Source organism: Pseudomonas sp. SO81, from assembly GCF_030374125.1.
In the GTDB taxonomy this organism is placed as follows: Bacteria; Pseudomonadota; Gammaproteobacteria; order Pseudomonadales; family Pseudomonadaceae; genus Aquipseudomonas.
Genome location: NZ_CP126126.1, coordinates 3,505,148 through 3,522,612, shown reverse-complemented (window position 1 = coordinate 3,522,612; position 17,465 = coordinate 3,505,148). Strand labels below are relative to the sequence as shown.

At 67.4% G+C, this 17,465-nt stretch carries 16 protein-coding genes and 1 pseudogene; 2 read left to right on the top strand and 15 right to left on the bottom strand.

The features are described from left to right. Positions 1-39: 39 nt before the first annotated feature. From OH686_RS16440 to OH686_RS16420, 5 genes are all read right to left on the bottom strand, one after another. Positions 40-2,400: a DNA polymerase II gene (locus OH686_RS16440; protein WP_289534015.1), complete on the bottom strand. Its 2,361-nt coding sequence runs from the start codon at positions 2,398-2,400 to the stop codon at positions 40-42. A 205-nt stretch (positions 2,401-2,605) separates the two neighbouring features. Beyond that, entirely contained in the window at positions 2,606-4,507 is a 1,902-nt protein-coding gene (locus tag OH686_RS16435; RefSeq protein WP_289534014.1) for a potassium transporter Kup, read from the bottom strand. A 166-nt stretch (positions 4,508-4,673) separates the two neighbouring features. Next, positions 4,674-5,228 (bottom strand): methylated-DNA--[protein]-cysteine S-methyltransferase, encoded by a 555-nt coding sequence (locus OH686_RS16430; protein WP_502942746.1) that lies wholly within the window; start codon positions 5,226-5,228, stop codon positions 4,674-4,676. An 81-nt stretch (positions 5,229-5,309) separates the two neighbouring features. Then, positions 5,310-6,077 carry a substrate-binding periplasmic protein gene (locus OH686_RS16425; RefSeq protein WP_289534012.1) on the bottom strand — a complete coding sequence of 256 codons (768 nt, stop codon included), beginning with the start codon at positions 6,075-6,077 and terminating at the stop codon, positions 5,310-5,312. 51 nt (positions 6,078-6,128) lie between these two features. Then, complete coding sequence (locus tag OH686_RS16420) at positions 6,129-6,962, bottom strand: AraC family transcriptional regulator (RefSeq protein WP_289534010.1); 834 nt, start codon at positions 6,960-6,962, stop codon at positions 6,129-6,131. Positions 6,963-7,103: 141 nt separating this feature from the next. On the opposite strand from OH686_RS16420, the gene OH686_RS16415 reads away from it, so the two are divergent. Beyond that, positions 7,104-8,849, top strand: a complete 1,746-nt coding sequence (locus OH686_RS16415) for a S8/S53 family peptidase (RefSeq protein ID WP_289534008.1) — start codon at positions 7,104-7,106, stop codon at positions 8,847-8,849. A gap of 105 nt (positions 8,850-8,954) precedes the next feature. Here OH686_RS16415 and OH686_RS16410 read toward each other — a convergent pair whose 3' ends face one another. Both OH686_RS16410 and OH686_RS16405 read right to left on the bottom strand, forming a co-directional pair. Further along, positions 8,955-9,137 (bottom strand): hypothetical protein, encoded by a 183-nt coding sequence (locus tag OH686_RS16410; RefSeq protein ID WP_289534006.1) that lies wholly within the window; start codon positions 9,135-9,137, stop codon positions 8,955-8,957. A 103-nt stretch (positions 9,138-9,240) separates the two neighbouring features. Then, entirely contained in the window at positions 9,241-9,657 is a 417-nt protein-coding gene (locus OH686_RS16405) for a group II truncated hemoglobin (protein WP_289534004.1), read from the bottom strand. A 189-nt stretch (positions 9,658-9,846) separates the two neighbouring features. Between OH686_RS16405 and OH686_RS16400 the strand changes: the two genes are divergently transcribed. Continuing rightward, the gene (locus tag OH686_RS16400) at positions 9,847-11,223 is read left to right on the top strand and encodes an L-serine ammonia-lyase (RefSeq protein WP_289534002.1); all 1,377 of its coding nucleotides are present in this window, start codon (positions 9,847-9,849) and stop codon (positions 11,221-11,223) included. Between the two features lie 64 nt (positions 11,224-11,287). Here the strand turns inward: OH686_RS16400 and OH686_RS23420 are convergent, their stop codons facing one another. The 8 genes and pseudogenes from OH686_RS23420 to OH686_RS16365 all read right to left on the bottom strand — a co-directional run bounded on the left by OH686_RS23420 (position 11,288) and on the right by OH686_RS16365 (position 17,444). Further along, a complete protein-coding gene (locus OH686_RS23420; protein WP_502942819.1) occupies positions 11,288-11,995 on the bottom strand; it encodes a methyl-accepting chemotaxis protein in 708 nt (235 codons plus the stop codon). A gap of 201 nt (positions 11,996-12,196) precedes the next feature. Continuing rightward, positions 12,197-13,255: pseudogene (locus OH686_RS23415) on the bottom strand (cache domain-containing protein); the annotation flags it as partial. Between the two features lie 183 nt (positions 13,256-13,438). Then, entirely contained in the window at positions 13,439-14,200 is a 762-nt protein-coding gene (locus OH686_RS16390; protein ID WP_289533998.1) for an ABC transporter permease, read from the bottom strand. Next, positions 14,197-15,129, bottom strand: coding sequence for an ABC transporter ATP-binding protein (locus tag OH686_RS16385; protein ID WP_289533996.1), 933 nt, complete (start codon positions 15,127-15,129; stop codon positions 14,197-14,199). The genes OH686_RS16390 and OH686_RS16385 overlap by 4 nt, the downstream gene beginning before the upstream one ends. Before the next feature lie 42 nt (positions 15,130-15,171). Then, positions 15,172-15,696, bottom strand: a complete 525-nt coding sequence (locus OH686_RS16380) for an SRPBCC family protein (RefSeq protein WP_289533995.1) — start codon at positions 15,694-15,696, stop codon at positions 15,172-15,174. A gap of 62 nt (positions 15,697-15,758) precedes the next feature. Then, entirely contained in the window at positions 15,759-16,187 is a 429-nt protein-coding gene (locus OH686_RS16375) for a YybH family protein (protein ID WP_289533993.1), read from the bottom strand. A 16-nt stretch (positions 16,188-16,203) separates the two neighbouring features. After that, positions 16,204-16,977: a DUF899 domain-containing protein gene (locus tag OH686_RS16370; RefSeq protein WP_289533991.1), complete on the bottom strand. Its 774-nt coding sequence runs from the start codon at positions 16,975-16,977 to the stop codon at positions 16,204-16,206. A gap of 116 nt (positions 16,978-17,093) precedes the next feature. Continuing rightward, positions 17,094-17,444 (bottom strand): YciI family protein, encoded by a 351-nt coding sequence (locus OH686_RS16365; RefSeq protein ID WP_137970969.1) that lies wholly within the window; start codon positions 17,442-17,444, stop codon positions 17,094-17,096. Positions 17,445-17,465 lie beyond the last annotated feature (21 nt).

Below are 17,465 nucleotides of genomic sequence, written 5' to 3'. Positions count from 1 at the left end.
CTACGCCGGCCCGCTGAGCGGCAGCGCGGCCAGCAGGCCTCAGAACAGCCCCAGCTGCGGATTGACCAGGCGCGTGAAATCGTCGCCCACGAAGGGCAGGATGGCGTCGGCGATCGGCTGCAGCTGCCGGGTCAGGTAGTGCTCGTAGTCGATGGCGGCGGCCCGGGTCTCCAGCGGCTCGGGCCCGGCGACGGTGATCAGGTAGCTGATCGAGCCGCCGCGCTGGTACTGGCGCGGGCGGCCCAGGCGGTCGTTGTGCTCGTCGGCCAGGCGCGCGGCGCGCACGTGCGGCGGCACGTTGCGCTCGTAGTCGCCGAGCTTGCGGCGCAGGCGCTTGCGGTAGATCAGCAGCTCGTCCAGCTCGCCGGCCAGGGTGCGCCGCACATAGTCGCGTATGTAGTCCTGGTGCGGCTTGCGCTCGAAGATCAGGCGATACAGCTCCTGCTGGAAGCGCTGGGCCAGCGGCGACCAGTCGGTGCGCACCGTCTCCAGGCCCTTGAACACCATCTCCTCGCTGCCATCGGCGCGGCGCACCAGGCCGGCGTAGCGCTTCTTGCTGCCCTCCTCGGCGCCGCGCACGGTGGGCATCAGGAAGCGCCGGTAGTGGCTCTCGTACTGCAGCTCCAGGGCGCTCTCCAGGCCCATCTCCTCGCGCAGGTGCTCGCGCCACCACTGGTTGACCCGCGCCACCAGCGCGCGGCCGATGCGCGCGGCGTCCTCCTCCGCATGCTCGTGGCCGAGCCAGACGAAGGTGGAGTCGGTGTCGCCGTAGATCACCCGGTAGCCCTCGGCCTCGATCAGCTCGCGGGTGCGCTTCATGATGGCGTGGCCGCGCAGGGTGATGGACGAGGCCAGACGCGTGTCGAAGAAGCGGCAGCCGCTGGAGCCGAGCACGCCATAGAAGGCGTTCATGATGATCTTCAGCGCCTGCGACAACGGCGCGTTGCCCTCGCGCTTGGCCGCCTCGCGGCCCTGCCAGACCCGCTCGACGATGGCCGGCAGGCAGTGCCGGGTGCGCGAGAAGCGCGCGCCACGGAAGCCCTCCACCGAATGCTCGTCGTCCGGCTCGCGCAGGCCCTCGATCAGGCCCACCGGGTCGATCAGGAAGGTGCGGATGATCGACGGGTACAGGCTCTTGTAGTCCAGCACCAGCACCGACTCGTAGAGCCCCGGGCGCGAATCCATGACGAAGCCGCCGGGGCTGGCCTGGGGCATCTTCTCGCCCAGATTCGGCGCGACGAAGCCCATGCGGTGCATGGCCGGCAGGTACAGATGGGTGAAGGCCGCCACCGAGCCGCCGCTGCGGTCGGCCGGCAGGCCGGTAGTGGCCGCGCGTTCGAGGAGGAAGTCGATCAGCCGGGTGTGGGCGAAGATGCGCGTGACCAGCTCGCAGTCCTTGAGGTTGTAGCGGGCCAGGGCCGGCTGGTCCTCGGCGAACATGCGGTTGATCTCGTCCATGCGCTGGTACGGCGTGTCGATCGCCTTGCCCTCGCCGAGCAGGGTCTGCGCCACGTTCTCCAGGCTGAACGAGGGGAAGCTCCAGGTGGCCGAGCGCAGCGCCTCGATGCCGTCGATGATCAGGCGCCCGGCGGCGGCTGCGAAGTAGTGGTTGTGGCTGGCGTGCTCGCGCCATTCCATCGGCTCGCCGCCGCGGCCGAACAGCAGCGGCACCTGCAGCTCGGCGGCATGGCGCTGCAGCACGCGCAGGTCGAACTGCACCAGGTTCCAGCCGATGATGGCGTCCGGGTCGTGCTCGGCCAGCCAGCCGTTGAGCCGCTGCAACAGCTCGGCGCGACTGCTGCAGTACTCCAGGTCGAAATCCACCTCGGGAGCGACTTCCGGACGCGCGCCGAGCATATACACCTGACGCTGGCCGCAGCCCTCGATGGCGATGGAGTACAGCTCGCCGCGCTCGCTGGTCTCGATGTCCAGGGAGGCCAGGCGCAGGGTCGGGCGATAGCTGTCGTCCGGTTTCAGGCGCGCGTCGAGCAGCGTGCCGTCCTCGCCCGGCGTGCCGCCGAAGCTGACCGGCGCGGTGATGAAGCGCTCCATGAGGAAGCGTTCGGGCGGGCGGATATCGGCCTCGTAGACGTCCACGCCGGCCTTGCGCAACTGCTTGTCCAGCTTGATCAGCTGGCGGTGCGAGCGGCAGTACAGGCCGAGCATCGGCCGCTGGCGGAAGTCGCGCAGGCCCAGCGGGCGCAGCTCCACGTCGCGCTCGCCGCGCAGCTGCGCCTCGGCGCGCTCGCGCTGCACCTCGGGGATGAAGGCCACCGAGGGCTGGGGTGCCAGGCGCACCCGGCGCGGGCCGGCGTCGCTGGCCAGCCAGAATTCGACCTCGGTGCCGGCCGGCGTGTCGCGCCAGTGCCGGGTCAGGACGAAGCCCTGCTGTAGATCCACGCTGCTCTGCCTCGGGAAAATCGATTCGGGCGATTCTACCGGGCGGTGTGGCCTTGCGGGGCTCGGAGCCTGTTTACGATCTTTTGAGCTAGAGCCAGGCAAGGCGAAATGGGGCGAGGGCGCGGAGTTTACGAGGTGTAAATGAGCAGCCCGAGTCCCATTTCAACGCAGCATGGCCGACGATCAAGGGATCGTAGACAGGCTCTCAGATCTCCACTTGGGTACCCAGCTCTATCACCCGGTTAACCGGCAGCTGGAAGTAGCTCATGCTGCTGTTGGCGTTCTTCTGCAGGAAGGCGAACAAGCGCTCGCGCCAGGGCGCCATGCCGAAGCGCTTGGTCGGGATCACCGTCTCGCGGCTGAGGAAGTAGGTGGTGCGCATCGGCGAGAAGTCCAGCTCGTCCAGATGACACAGGCGCAGCGCCGCCGGCACGTCCGGCTCCTCCATGAAGCCGAAGTGCAGGATCACCCGGAAGAAGCCGTCGCCATAGGCCGACACCTCGAAGCGCCGCTCCGGCGCCAGGCGCGGTTCGTCCTCGCTGACCACGGTGAGCAGCACCACCTGCTCGTGCAGCACCTGGTTGTGCAGCAGGTTGTGCAACAGCGCGTGGGGCACGGCGTCCGGCCGCGCGCTGAGGAAGATGGCGGTGCCGTTGACGCGGTGCGGCGGCTGAATGCGGATGCTGCCGAGGAAGGCCGGCAGCGGCAGGGCCGTTTCGTCCAGGCGGGCGAACAGCATCTGCTTGCCGCGCTTCCAGGTGGTCATCAGCAGGAACAGGGCGATGCCGGCCACCACCGGGAAGGCGCCGCCCTGGAGCACCTTGGGCACGTTGGCGCTGAAGAACAGACTGTCCACCAGGAGGAAGCCGAGCAGCACCGGGATGGCCAGCCAGCGCGGCGTGCGCCACAGCAGAAGCATCACCGCCGACACCAGCAGGGTGTCGATCAGCATGGTGGTGGTCACCGCCACGCCGTAGGCGGCGGCCAGCGCACCGGAGGAACCGAAGCCGATCACCAGCAGCACCACGGCGACCATCAGCGCCCAGTTGACCACGCCGACGTAGATCTGCCCCTGGGCCGCGCTGGAGGTGTGCTGCACCTGCATGCGCGGGATGTAGCCGAGCTGCATGGCCTGCTGGCTGAGGGAGAACGCGCCGGAGATCACCGCCTGGGAGGCGATGATGGTGGCCAGGGTGGCCAGGCCGATCATCGGCAGCAGCGCCCAGGACGGCGCCAGCAGGTAGAAGGGATTGCGCGCCGCCTCGGGGTTTTCCAGCAGCAGCGCGCCCTGGCCGAAGTAGTTGAGCACCAGGCCCGGCAGCACCAGGGCGAACCAGGCGCGGGCGATGGGCAGGCGGCCGAAGTGGCCCATATCGGCGTACAGCGCCTCGGCGCCGGTCAGCGCCAGCACCACGGCGCCGAGAATGGTCACGCCGATGCCCGGATGGGCGACGAAGAAGTTCACCGCCCACCAGGGATTGAGCGCCTGCAGCACCTCGGGGCGCTGCACGATGCCGTGGATGCCGAGCACGCCCAGCACCAGGAACCACAGCACCATCACCGGACCGAACAGGATGCCGATGCGCGCGGTGCCGTGCTTCTGGATCAGGAACAGGCCGATCAGCAGGATCACGGTGACCGGCACCACCCAGTGGCTCATGCCCGGCAATGCCACGTCCAGGCCCTCCACCGCGGAGAGCACCGAGATGGCCGGGGTGATCATGCTGTCGCCGTAGAACAGCGCGGTGCCGAACAGGCCGAGCAGCACCAGCACGCCACTCAGCCGTGGGTGCGCGGCGGTGGCGCGACGGGCCAGGGCGGTGAGCGCCATCACCCCGCCCTCGCCGCCGTTGTCGGCGCGCAGCATGAACAGCACGTACTTGAGCGAGACCACCCAGAGCAGCGACCAGAGAATCAGCGAGAGAATGCCCAGCACGCCGTCGTGATCGACGCGCACACCGTAGTGGCCGGCGAAGACTTCCTTGAGGGTGTACAGCGGACTGGTGCCGATATCGCCGTAGACCACGCCGATGGCGGCCACCAGCAGACCGAAGGATGACGAGCGGCTAGGGGACTGCCCGGCCGCATCCGCGATGTGGGAACTCAACGACGCACCTCAGCGAGAGCCGCGGCATCCGGCGCCGCGAAATGACCATGGCAGGCGGCCGGTCGAACCGGCCAGCGAACCACTTCAGGGCGTCAATTCTCGCCTGGCGGCCAGGGCCCGGCCGTTAAGAATGCGTAAAGAATCTCCCGGCGCCTACCGGAAACGCCTACAGCAGCGACTGCTGGCGCGCCGGGGTAAGCACGCCCTCCAGCTCCAGCAGCGCCTGCTTGCGGTGCAGGCCGCCGGCATAGCCGGTGAGGCTGCCGTTGGCGCCGATGATGCGGTGGCAGGGCACGATGATGGCGATCGGGTTGACCGCATTGGCGCGGCCCACGGCGCGTGCCGAGGTGCTGCGGTCCAGCTTCAGGGCCAGGGCGCCGTAGGTCATGGTGGTGCCGTAGGGCACCTGGCGCAGGTGCTTCCAGGCCTCGTGCAGGAAGGCGTTGCCCAGCGGCGCCAGGGTCAGCTCGAACTCGCGGCGGCGGCCGGCGAAGTACTCGTCCAGCTGGCGCGCCACGGGCGCCACCAGCGCGGCCTCGCGCTGCAGCTGGTAGCCACGCCAGATCAGCGGCTCGTGCACCTCGTCGTCGAGGAATTCCAGGCGCTGCAGGGCGCCCTGGGCATCCACCAGGGCAACCATCACGCCGAGCGGGGTGTCGATCAGGTCGCCGCGTACCAGGGTCGGCTTCAGTCCGTTGCTGCGCAGGCTGTCCATCGTCATTGCAGGTCTCGCCGGGTGGGGCCTGCGACTATCGCGCCACTCGCCGCGGCGGGCAAGTCGTGCCAATCGGCCAGCAGGCGCTCATAACTCGTACTTGTTCTTCAGCGCCTGCACCGCCTGCCGCTCGCGCAGCAGGAAGGCATCGAAACGACGGATCAGCTGCGGATGGCGAATGCTCGACAGGTGGTAATAGCTGTCGCGCTGTGGCAGCAGGAGCGGCTGCACCACCAGGCTGTCCGGCCGGCCCAGGCGCTTGAGGTGGAAGCGCGCCACCTGGCGCGCCATGTTGGCGGCATCGATGTAGCCGGCCAGGGTCATGCGGATCAGCCCCTCGGGGTTGGGCGACTCGTGGATGCTGACCCGGCCGGCGGCGATGTCGTCCTGGAATTTCCACGGGGTGAAGCCACGCACGAAGCCCAGCTTGCGGAAACTCTCGCGCGGCTGGCCCAGGCGCTTGGGCAGCACCAGCATGGCGTCCTGGAACTGCAGCACCGGTTGCGAGTAGCGGATGCTGGCCGGCTTCTCCTGCACATCCCAGCGCGGGTTGTCGGGGAACATCAGGTCCAGCTGGCCGGCCAGGTAAGCGTGCGACAGGCGCCGCACCGGCAGCGCCACATAGGTCAGGCGCAGGTTCTCGCGGGCGGCGAACAGGTCCAGCAGGTCGCGGGCATAGCCGCGGTAGTGATTGTGCGGCGGCACGGCCGAATAGATCGGGTAGTAGTCCACCTGCTCCACGCCCACGCGATACCCCTGCGCGGGCGTGGCGGCGCCGACCGGTTGCCAGGCCAGGGCGGCGCACAGCAGGGCGGCGAGGTGAACCAAGCGAAAGGATTGGAGCGGGCTGGGCATCAGCAGACATCGTCATCAGCAATGCCTGCAGTGTAGGCCGGACGGCCCCCTTCAGTCGCGCAGTGGCACCCAGATATCCACGTGCCCCTTGCCAGCCATGGGGTCGAAGTCGGCGCTGTAGCGCTCGAACTCCGGCGCATCCGCGGCCTGCATGCCGGAGGCCGGCAGCCAGCGCTGGAAGATCGCGGCGAAGGTCTCATGGATGCTGGAGATATGCCCCGTGTGGCGGAACACCGCGTAGCGCCGCGCCGGCAGGCGCTGGTGGACGAAGCCGGGCGGCAGCTCGTCGACACGGCTGACCCGCACCCCGGCGATGTACTCGAAGCTGCCGTCCTCGTCCGGGCTGTGACACAGGCCGAAGGTCTCCCAGCCCTGTTGCCCCGGCACCTTGCCGATGTAGGGCACGAAGCGTTGCCAGAGCGAACTGATGCCCTGGGACTTGTCGACGCTGAAGCGCTCGCCGAGCCCGGCGATCAGCAGTTCCTTGCCCTGCTCGAAGCGCGGTTCGGCAAGTGGGTAAGTGGTGGTGGGTTGCATGCGCATGGCCTCCCTCAGTTCGATGCCATCCAGATGGCCGCTCGCCCGCAAGGCCTCCGGCGTGATGCCGAACTGCTCGCGGAACGCGCGGGTGAATGCCTCGTGGGAGCCATAACCCGCCTCCAGTGCCAGGCCGAGAATGTCCTGGGCACCCTCGGCCAGCCGCCGCGCCGCCCGACTCAGGCGCCGCGCCCTGGCATAGCGCATCACCGGCCAGCCGGTGGCGACCACGAAGGCCCGCGCCATGCCGAAGCGCGACAGCCCGCAGGCGTCGGCGATGTCCTGCAGATCCAGACGTCCTTCGAGATCGGTCTCGATCAGCCAGAGGGCCTTGCCGATGGGGTCCATGTTCGCTCCTCACGTTGCGCCGGCAGTATCGGCGGCCAGTATGCCCGGCGCTTGATCGTTCTTGCGCAGGCTGGCGACGCGGCATGAACGCGACAGACGCAGCGCGGGTCTAGTGCCAGACAGCCCAAGGAGATCGCCGCCGTGTTCGCCCGCGCCGCCCTGCTCGCCCTGTTGTCCGCCGCCCCGCTGCTGCCTGCCGCAGAGCCGCTGCGCATCACCCAGCTGCAGCGTTGCGGCGACCTGCTGCAACAGGAAGCCAGCCGGTATTGCCTGCGTACGCGCGGACTGAGCGAGGGCGAGTTGCAGGTGCATCTGGGCGATACGCCCCTGACAGCCGAGCGGATCGAGCGCGATGGCCAGAGCCTGCGCCTGGACCTGCCCAAGGGCCCCAGCGCGCCGCTGTGGCTGCAGCAGGGTGAGCGGCGCAGCAACCCGGTGTGGCTGTCGCGCGGCAGCAGCCAGGTGCTGGCCGCCGGCCCGGACGAGGTGGCGAAGAACATGGACGGCCTGACCACCTACCTGGACCTGGTCAGCCTGCTGATCGAGGAGAAACACGACGGCCGCACGGAGGCCGAACGCCTGGCCAAGCGCTACGGCGCCCAGGTGGTCGGAGCCATTCCGCCGCTGAACGTGTACCAGCTGCGCCTGCCGGCCAAGGACCTGGTGCAGCGCGATGCGCTGATCCTGCGCCTGGGCAGCGAGGCCAGCGTGGACGCGGTGATAGTCGAGGAATCGGCCCCGGAGAAAGGCGAGGAAAGCGAGCACAGCCAGGTGCCGCAGCAGCCCAGCGAAGACGAGTGGGCGGCCAACCGCTTCGCCGACGCGGTGAACTACTACCGCCGGCGCATCCCCGCCAAGCAGGCGCCGGTCGCGACCAAGCCGGTGCGCATCGGCGTGATCGAGCGCAACGTCGACTTCGACGCGGCGGACTTCGCCGACCAGCTCGGCGGCTGCCAGCCGGACAAGCGCACCTGCCTCTACGCCCGCGACTCGGACCAGCCCGACAATCACGGCAGCACGGTGGCCGGCATCCTCGCTGCACACCCCGAGCGCGGTGGCAACAGCGGCTTCCTGCGCGCCCTGGACGACGCCGGGCCGGGCTTCGAGGTCATAGTCGAGCGCAACTCCGACGCCGGCATCACCGCCAACGTGGCCGCCTCGGTCAACCTGGTCGAGGATGGCGCGCGGGTGCTCAACTGGAGCTGGGGCATCCACCGGGTCGGGGCGAAGAATGTCGCCGGCGACGAGGTAGATTCGCTGATCCGCTCCGGCCTGGCCATGAGCGGCTACGAGGAGCTGCTGGAAGAGTTCTTCCTCTGGCTGCGCCGCGAGCACCCGGACGTGGTGGTGATCAACTCGGCCGGCAACGGCGCGGCCTTCTCCGGCACCGACGAGTACCGCCTGCCCTCCTCCTTCATCACCGACCAGCTGCTGGTGGTCGGCGGCCACCAGCGCAGCCAGAAGCAGGACGTAGCGGTGGACGATCCGGACTACGTGATCAAGCGCAGCTCATCGAACATCGACATGCGCGTGGACATCACCGCCTCGGCCTGCACCCGCGCCTCGACCCTGGGCGACGGCGAGCGTGGCGAGGTGCATTGCGGCACCTCCTACGCCACGCCGATGGTGGCCGGTGTGGTGGCGGCCATGCTGTCGATCAACCCCGAGCTGCAGCCGGATCAGCTGCGCATGCTGCTGCGCCGTAGCGCCATGACCATCGGCGGCGACTACGACTTCGAGCCGATGGACGCCGAGGACCTGACCGCACCGATCCTGCCGTCCGAGCGCAACTACCAGCTGGACGACAAGGACGTCGGCCGCTCCGCACGCCTGGACATGCAGAAGGCCCTGGACCTGGCGGTGCAGAGCCGCGAACGGGTGCGCTGAGTGGACAAAAAAAGCCCGCCGGAGCGGGGCGGGCAAGGGGAATAAACGGGCAGCCGGGGCTGCCTAAAGCGCCTTGTCGGCGCTGGAGCATTCGCTATCAGGGGATCAGTGCAGGCCCAATTGGCGCTCGACGTGACGCTTGGCATCAAGAGCCAGGTCGGGCGACACATACGGGCCGAGATGCTGCTGGCCATCGACCAGCACGTACCAGCAGGCCAGATGGCCACTGCTGCGTAGCGGCGCCGGGACGGCGCTGCCAATCATGGACATGATGTCGATGCGGGGCATCTGCTGATCTCCTCTGAACGTGTGACCACTCTAGGCGGGCGCACATTCGGGCGGAAATCGCTGCTCTCGATAGTGGCTATGCCCGGGGCCGATGCTCGCCGTGTTATCCGGAGTGGCGCGCGCTGCTGGCCTGGACGATGCGCCGGGCCGGCACGCGCAGCTGGGTCAGCAGGTATTCGGCAAACTCGGGGGCGTAGTGCTGCCGCTCGATGGCGCGGGCCATGCAGGTCAGCCAGGCCTCGGCCTGCACCTCGCCGATCAGCCACTGGGCGTGGAAGCTGGGAATGGCGATGGGCCCGTACTTCTCGCCGAACAGCTTGGGTCCGCCGAGCCAGCCACTGAGGAAACAGGCCAGCTTGTCGCGCGCCGAATCCAGGCTTGCCGGATGCATCGCACGCACCTCGGCGGCCTCGGGCAGCTCGTCCATGCAGCGGTAGAAGTCGTCGACCAGGCGGTGCAGGCCGTCGATGCCACCTGCGGCTCGGTATGAGGCGTCGCCGACGCCGTACTGCTCGCTCATGTCCGCACCTCCAGAGAAGGCCGGCATTCTAACGCCGCTCTCCGGGCAGTAATTGCTCATCATCCGCAGCATGCGCAACCGGACAAGCAGCGGCTGGTGGGCGGAGAAAGGTAACTGCCGGTCGCATCCATGACCGTCTTTGTCGGCATCCGGGTGTAAGCTGTGACCCATCAGTCACCGGAGCCCTTCATGTCCCTCAGCGTTTTCGACCTGTTCAAGATCGGTATCGGCCCTTCCAGCTCCCACACCGTCGGGCCGATGCGCGCCGCGGCGCGCTTCGTCGAGGGTCTGCGGCGAGAAGGGTTGTTCGACGTCACGCACAGCCTGAAGGTCGAGCTGTACGGCTCCCTCGGCGCCACCGGCAAGGGCCATGGCAGCGACAAGGCAGTGCTGTTGGGCCTGGAGGGCGATCAGCCGGACAGCGTCGATACCTCGACCATCGACAGCCGCCTCACCGCCATGCGCGCCAGCGGCGAGCTGAAGCTGGGCGGCGACAAGCCGATCCGCTTCGTCGAGAAGGAACATCTGGCGATGATCCGCAAGCCGCTCGACTTCCACCCCAACGGCATGATCTTCCGCGCCTTCGACGCCGCCGGCCTGCAGGTCCGCTCCCGCGAGTACTACTCGGTAGGCGGCGGCTTCGTGGTGGACGAGGAAGCCGCCGGCGCCGACCGCATCGTCGAGGACCAGACCCCGCTAGCCTACCCGTTCAAGACCGCCAAGGAGCTGCTGGCCCAGTGCAACGCGCACGGCCTGTCGATCAGCCAGCTGATGCTGGCCAACGAGGCCGCCTGGCGCCCCGAGGCCGAGACTCGCGCCGGCCTGCTGAAGATCTGGCAGGTGATGCAGGACTGCGTCACCGCCGGCTGCCGCAACGAGGGCATCATGCCCGGCGGCCTCAAGGTGCGTCGCCGCGCCGCCGCCCTGCACCGCCAGCTCAGCGAGAACCCCGAGGCCAGCCTGCGCGACCCGCTGACGGTGATCGACTGGGTCAACCTCTACGCCCTGGCGGTGAACGAGGAGAATGCCACCGGCGGCCGCGTGGTCACCGCCCCCACCAACGGCGCGGCTGGCATAGTGCCGGCGGTGCTGCACTACTACCGGCGCTTCGTGCCCGGTGCCAATGACGACGGCGTGGTGCGCTTCCTGCTCACCGCCGCGGCCATCGGCATCCTGTACAAGGAGAACGCCTCGATCTCCGGCGCCGAGGTCGGCTGCCAGGGCGAGGTCGGGGTGGCCTGTTCGATGGCCGCCGGCGCCCTGTGCGAGGTGCTCGGCGGGACCATCCAGCAGGTGGAGAACGCCGCCGAGATCGGCATGGAGCACAACCTCGGTCTGACCTGCGACCCGGTCGGCGGGCTGGTCCAGGTGCCCTGCATCGAGCGCAACGCCATGGGCTCGGTGAAGGCGATCAACGCCGCGCGCATGGCCCTGCGCGGCGACGGCCAGCACTTCATCTCGCTGGATCGGGTGATCCGCACCATGCGCGAGACCGGGGCGGACATGAAGAGCAAGTACAAGGAAACCGCCAGGGGTGGCCTGGCGGTGAACATCATCGAGTGCTGAGGCACTCTTCAGGCCTCCGCGCGTGACGCCTGCGCCGAGCGACGCAGGCTGGTAAAAATGCGCCTCACTCGGTACGGAAGCGCCCCACCAGCTGCTTGAGCGCACTGCTCAGCTCGCGCTGCTCGTGGGAGTACTGCTCCACCTCCATGGCCTGGCTGGAGACCTGGCTCACCGAATCGTTGATGGCGACGATGTTCTGGTTGATGTCCTCGGTCACCAGATGCTGCTCCTCGGTGGCCGTGGCGATCTGCATGGTCATGTCGCGGATCATCTGCATGGCGCCCTCGATGCTCTCGAAGGCGCCCATCACCTCGCTGGCCAGCTCGATCGCCTTGCCGGACTCGCTCAGGCTGTGGTCCATGCTCGTCGTCACTTCGCTGATGCGGCTGACCAGCAGATTGAGGATCTTGTTGATCTCGCCGGTGGAATCCTGGGTGCGCTTGGCCAGGTTGCGCACCTCGTCCGCCACCACCGCGAAGCCGCGGCCCTGCTCGCCGGCGCGGGCCGCCTCGATGGCCGCGTTGAGCGCCAGCAGGTTGGTCTGCTCGGCGATCTGCTGGATGGTCGAGAGGATGTTGTTGATGCTCACCGTCTCGCGCTCCAGCTCCTGGATCACCTTGCTCGACTCGAGGATGCTGGCGCCCAGCTTGTTGACCCCGGCAGTGCTGCGGCCGATCACCTCCTTGCCGTTGCTGGTCGCGTCCAGGCCCTGCTTGGAGGCGTCAGCCGTGCGCACGCAGGTCTGCGCCACCTCGTTGGCGGCGGAGGACATCTCGGTCACCGCCGTGACGATCTGCTCCACCGCACTGAGCTGATGCTGCAGGCTGGCGGACATGGCCGTGGTGCGCTCGTTGGTCTGGCTGGAAACGCCATGCATGCTGATGGCGTTGTCCTTGATCACCTTGATCATCGCCTGGGTCGACTCGATGAACTGGTTGAACCAGTTGGCCAGCTCGCCGGTTTCGTCCTGGCTCAGCAGGTCCAGGCGGCGGGTCAGGTCGCCCTCGCCCTGGGCGATGGTGCGCAGGCCCTCCTTGACCAGGTTGATCGGCGTGACGATGCGGTTGGCGATGATCACCCCGGCGATGCCGAACAGCAGCACCAGCACGGCGGAGACCACCAGGGTCTGCCAGGCCAGCTGATGGGCGTTGGCAAAGATCTCGTCGCTCTGCATGAAGCCGATGAACTTCCAGCCCAGCTCAGGCGAGGTGTAGACGTTGGCCATGTAGTCGACGCCATCGATACTCACCTCGATCAGGCCGTTGTCGGTCTGGGCGATGGTGGCGAAGTAGTCGTCCTTGAGCTCGCTGAGCTTCTTGAAGTTGTGCTCCGGCTGCTGGCCGTCGACCAGCACGGTGCCGCTGCTCTCCACCAGCATGAAGAAGCCGGTCTCGCCGAAGCGGATCTTCTGCGTCATGTCGGTCAGTGCCTTGAGCGACACGTCCACCGCCACCACCCCGGCGAAGGCGCCGGCCTGGTCCTTGAAGCCCTTGAGCACCGAGACGTACACCGCGTCGTCCGGCTCCCAGTAGTAGCCGTCGCGGCGCGCCAGGGTGAAGTTGGCGTTCTTGCCGATGTCGTACCAGGGCCGCTTGCGCGGGTCCCAGTCGCCGTATTCGCCGGTACCCGGCCACTCCACATAGGCGCCGTTGGTATCGCTCATGTAGACGTAGCCGAAGGTCGGGTTGTTGTTGCCGATGCTGGAGAAGTAGTCGAACACCTGCTTCTCGCGACCACCATTGGCGGTGGCGACCTCACTGGGTTTGCGCTTCTCGCCGAAGTAGTTGCTCAGCTCGCCGCCGGCGGTGTCGCGTAGCGCGGGGTAGTCGGCCAGCGCGGAGACGGTGTAACCGACCGAATCGAAGAAGGTGACGAAGGTGTTGTCGACCAGCCGCACATCCAGGCTGCTGGCCTCGTGGAAGTGGGTCTTGGCCTGCTGCGTCACGTTGCGAATGGTCAGCAGCGCCACGATCAGCACGGGGACCAGGGTCGCCACCAGAAAACTGGTCAACAGTTTGCTCTTGATGCTCATGGCGGGAGTGTCTCTTGTTATCGGGGAGAGCTGGCGCAGGCATAGCGCGCCGCGAGCAGCGGCTGATTTCATACTAGGTAATCGCCCGCGTTTTTGCGTAGTGGCCCCTCGCCGCTCGCCCCGGCGGCCCTCCCCTCCATGAAAAACGGAGGCCGCGGCCTCCGTTCTTTCTTCACCTACCCCTCAGTGGCGCAGCCGGTAACCGGTCTTGAAGATCCAGCTGACCACCAGCACGCAGGCCAGCAGGAAGCCGAGGATCATGCCGACGCTCAGGCCCAGATTGACGTCGGCCACACCGAAGAAGGCCCAGCGGAACGCGCTGATCAGATACACCACCGGGTTGAACAGGGTCAGTTTCTGCCACAGCTCCGGCAGCATGCTGATCGAGTAGAAGCTGCCGCCGAGGAAGGCCAGCGGGGTGACGATCAGCGCCGGCACCACCTGCAGTTTTTCCCAGCCGTCGGCCCACACGCCGATGATGAAGCCGAACAGGCAGAAGGTGATGGCCGTCAGCAGCAGGAAGGCCAGCGCCCAGAACGGATGGGCCACCTCGAAATCGACGAACAGCGACGAGGTGGCGAAGATGATCAGGCCGAGGATCACCGACTTGGTCGCCGCCGCGCCGACATAGCCGACCAGGATCTCGAAGAACGACACCGGCGCCGACAGCAGCTCGTAGATGGTCCCCGAGTACTTCGGCATGTAGATGCCGAACGAGGCGTTGCCGATGCTCTCGGTGAGCAGCGCCAGCATGATCAGGCCCGGCACGATGAAGGCGCCGTAGCTGACCCCGTGCACCTCGGTCATGCTCGAACCGATGGCCGAGCCGAACACCACGAAGTACAGCGAGGTGGTGATCACCGGGGTGGCGATGCTCTGCAGCAGAGTGCGCCAGGTGCGGTGCAGCTCGAACAGGTAGATCGACTTGATGGCTTGCAGGTTCATGCGCGCTCCTTCTCATGGACCAGGCTGACGAAGATGTCTTCCAGCGAGCTCTCGCTGGACTGCAGGTCCTTGAAGTCGATGCCGTGCTGGGCAAGGTCCTTGAGCAGCTCGGCGATGCCGGTGTGCTCGCGCTGGGCGTCGAAGGTGTAGACCAGTGCATGGCCCTCGTCGGCCAGTTCCAGGCCGTGGCCGGCCAGCTCGACCGGCACGCTGCCCAGCGGGTGCTTGAGCTGCACGGTCAGCTGCTTCTTGCCGAGCTTGTGCATCAGCACGTCCTTGTCCTCCACCAGGATGATCTCGCCCTTGCGGATCACCCCGATGCGGTCGGCCATCTCCTCGGCCTCCTCGATGTAGTGGGTGGTGAGGATGATGGTCACGCCGCGCTCGCGCAGGCGGCGCACCATGTTCCACATGTCGCGGCGCAGCTCCACGTCGACGCCGGCGGTGGGCTCGTCGAGGAACAGGATCGACGGCTCGTGGGAAAGCGCCTTGGCGATCATCACCCGGCGCTTCATACCGCCGGACAGTTCGAAGATCTTGGCGTCACGCTTGTCCCACAGCGACAGGTCCTTGAGCAGTTGCTCCAGGTACTGCGGGTTGGGCTTCTTGCCGAACAGGCCGCGGCTGAACTTCACCGTGGCCCAGACCGTCTCGAACACGTCGTTGACCAGCTCCTGGGGCACCAGGCCGATGGCCGAGCGCGCCGCGCGGTAGTCGGCCTTGATGTCGTGGCCGGCCACGCGCACCTGGCCCGTGCCCGGGTTGACGATGCCGCAGATGATGCTGATCAGGGTGGTCTTGCCGGCGCCGTTGGGGCCGAGCAGGGCGAAGATCTCTCCCTGGCGGATATCCAGATTGATGTTCTGCAGCGCCGGATGACCGGACTTGTAGGTCTTGCTCAGGTTCTCGACGGAAATCACCGATTCCACGATTACTCCTTAGCCAGGCAGCAAAAGCGCGATTGTACCCCCTCAGCTCTCCTCCACGCGCATACGCAGCTGCTGCAGGCCCTGCTCGAAATCGCCGCCGACCATCTTGTCCATGTTGAACACCAGGCCCATGGCCTTGCCGATGAAGCCGTTGTGGCCGCTCATGCTCCAGCTCACGCGGGTGCCGCCGCCCTCGGGCTGGAAGCGGAACTCGGCCAGGTTGCTGGCGCGAAAGGGTTCGAGGAACTCCAGCTGGATCAGCACGCGCTGGCCCGGCTCGCTCTCGAGGATGGTCGCGCTACCCTTGCCCACCTCCTTGTTGCCGACCCAGCGCTGCGTGGCGCCGACGCCGCGTTCGGCGCCCTCGTAGTCAACTTTCATGGCCGGGTCGCGGCGCGCCCAGGGCGACCAGTGCGGCCATTGGTGGAAGTCCTCGATCTGCGCCTGCAGCGCGGCGGGCGGCGCCTGGATCAGCGCGCTGCGCTCGACGCGGAACTGGTCCGGGCGGCTGGCGACGAACACCGCCAGGCCGGCGACCAGCAGTACGACGACGATCAGAATGCTCATGCTCTTCTTTCCTTGCATTGTCATTATCTCCTCGTGGGCCGCCTGGGGCGGCTCCGCTTCATTCACGGCTGCAGTTCGAACAGTGCCTGGCCGCTCTCCGGGTCGAAGGGTGCGGAGAAGTGGTCGTGGACGATGCGCCACTGCCCGCCGATGCGCCGGTAACCCTGGGTCACGCGCATCCAGCAGTTGTGCGTGTTGCCCTCGTTGTCGGTGCCGCCGCAGTGGCAGAGGAAGTGGCCGAAGCCGACATCGCCCTCGCCCCACTGCTGCAGCTGGTGTACCTCGAAGGTCATCGGCCCCTGACACATCTCCAGGCAGTTCTTCCAGTGCGCCTTGTACACCTCGCGGCCCTTGAACTGCAGTTGCAGGATGGCATCGAAGGCCACCAGGTCCTCGGCGTAGTGGCCGAGGATGGCGTCGACGTCGCGGGCCTTGTTGGCCGCCTCCCAGCTGGTGGTCAGGGCCTTCAGTTCACTGTTTATGGTGCTCATGAATCTCTCCTCGCGCTCAGGCGCAGCAGTCGTGGCGGGCCGCAGTCGCGCCTTCGTATTGGTCGTGCAGGCGGGTCCAGTTCATACCCTTGCCATTGACGTTGGCCATACCGCCCCAGCCCTCGCCACGGCCGAACGGCGTGAGGTCGAGGTAGTGGTAGGCGTTCATCAGCATGTCCAGGCCGCGGGCATAGGTGGAGTAGGTGTGGAACACCCGCTCACCGTCGCGCAGGAACACGCTGGCGCCGGGCAGCTCGCCCTTGATCATGTCCAGCTGGCCCATGCGTTTGAGCTCGGCCTCGTCCTGATAGTTGTACTCGACCGGCGCCTGGCTGGCGTCGATGGTCACGTGGAAGTCGTAGTTGAAGCGACTGCCGAACGACGAGTACCAGGGCAGGCTCCAGCCCATGCGTCTTTTGAAGGCTTCCAGCTCCGCCAGCGGCGCGTTGGAGACCAGCACCAGGCTGGTGTCGCGGGCATGCAGGTGGGCCAGGTGGCCGATGTTGTCGGCTAGGAAGGAGCAACCGGGGCAGCCCTCGCCTTTGTCGCGATGGAACATGAAGTGGTAGACGATCAGCTGGCTGCGCCCGGCGAACAGATCGGCCAGGCCGACCTCGCCTTGCGGCCCGGTGAAGCGGTAGTCGGCGTCGATCGCCACCATCGGCAAGGCACGGCGCTGGGCGTTGAGCCTATCGCGCTGGTGGGTCAGCGCCTTCTCCTGGGCGAGCAGCTGCAGGCGGGCGGCCAGCCACTCCTCGCGGCTGGCGACCTTCGGGTAATCAGGATTCATCGTTGTTCCTCCTCGTGGCAGCGCGGCGGCAGCCGAGCCACAGACCGATGCCGCCGGCACCGGCGACGCTGGCGCTACCCAATGCCAGCGCGGCCAGACAGAACGGGCACACGACTTCAGCCCTCGAGTTGCAGCTGGCGCACCGGCCGCACTTCGACGCTGCCGACCCGCGCGGCGGGAATGCCGCCGGCGATCTGCAGTGCCTCGTTGAGGTCGCGCGCCTCGATTAGGTAGAAGCCGGCCAGCTGCTCCTTGGTCTCGGCGAAGGGACCGTCGGTGATGCTCAGCTTGCCGCCGCGCACGCGCACCGTGGTGGCGGTGGCCACCGACTCCAGCGGTTCGGCGGCCAACATGCGGCCGCTCTGCTGCACGCTCTGGAAGTAGTCGAAGCACTCGCCGTCGCGCGGGCTGTCCGGCGAGTTGTGCAGGATGTTCTCGTCGCTGTAGATCAGGCACAGGTATTTCATCGCTCTCCTCCCTGGCAGCGG

Coding starts and splice junctions, on each gene's coding strand:
- OH686_RS16430 (WP_502942746.1), bottom strand. CDS start 5,228: ATGACGATGGACAGCCTGCGCAGCAACGGACTGAAGCCGACCCTGGTA.
- OH686_RS16425 (WP_289534012.1), bottom strand. CDS start 6,077: ATGCCCAGCCCGCTCCAATCCTTTCGCTTGGTTCACCTCGCCGCCCTG.
- OH686_RS16420 (WP_289534010.1), bottom strand. CDS start 6,962: ATGGACCCCATCGGCAAGGCCCTCTGGCTGATCGAGACCGATCTCGAA.
- OH686_RS16410 (WP_289534006.1), bottom strand. CDS start 9,137: ATGCCCCGCATCGACATCATGTCCATGATTGGCAGCGCCGTCCCGGCG.
- OH686_RS16405 (WP_289534004.1), bottom strand. CDS start 9,657: ATGAGCGAGCAGTACGGCGTCGGCGACGCCTCATACCGAGCCGCAGGT.
- OH686_RS16400 (WP_289534002.1), top strand. CDS start 9,847: ATGTCCCTCAGCGTTTTCGACCTGTTCAAGATCGGTATCGGCCCTTCC.
- OH686_RS23420 (WP_502942819.1), bottom strand. CDS start 11,995: ATGTCCTCCGCCGCCAACGAGGTGGCGCAGACCTGCGTGCGCACGGCT.
- OH686_RS16390 (WP_289533998.1), bottom strand. CDS start 14,200: ATGAACCTGCAAGCCATCAAGTCGATCTACCTGTTCGAGCTGCACCGC.
- OH686_RS16380 (WP_289533995.1), bottom strand. CDS start 15,696: ATGAGCATTCTGATCGTCGTCGTACTGCTGGTCGCCGGCCTGGCGGTG.
- OH686_RS16375 (WP_289533993.1), bottom strand. CDS start 16,187: ATGAGCACCATAAACAGTGAACTGAAGGCCCTGACCACCAGCTGGGAG.
- OH686_RS16370 (WP_289533991.1), bottom strand. CDS start 16,977: ATGAATCCTGATTACCCGAAGGTCGCCAGCCGCGAGGAGTGGCTGGCC.
- OH686_RS16365 (WP_137970969.1), bottom strand. CDS start 17,444: ATGAAATACCTGTGCCTGATCTACAGCGACGAGAACATCCTGCACAAC.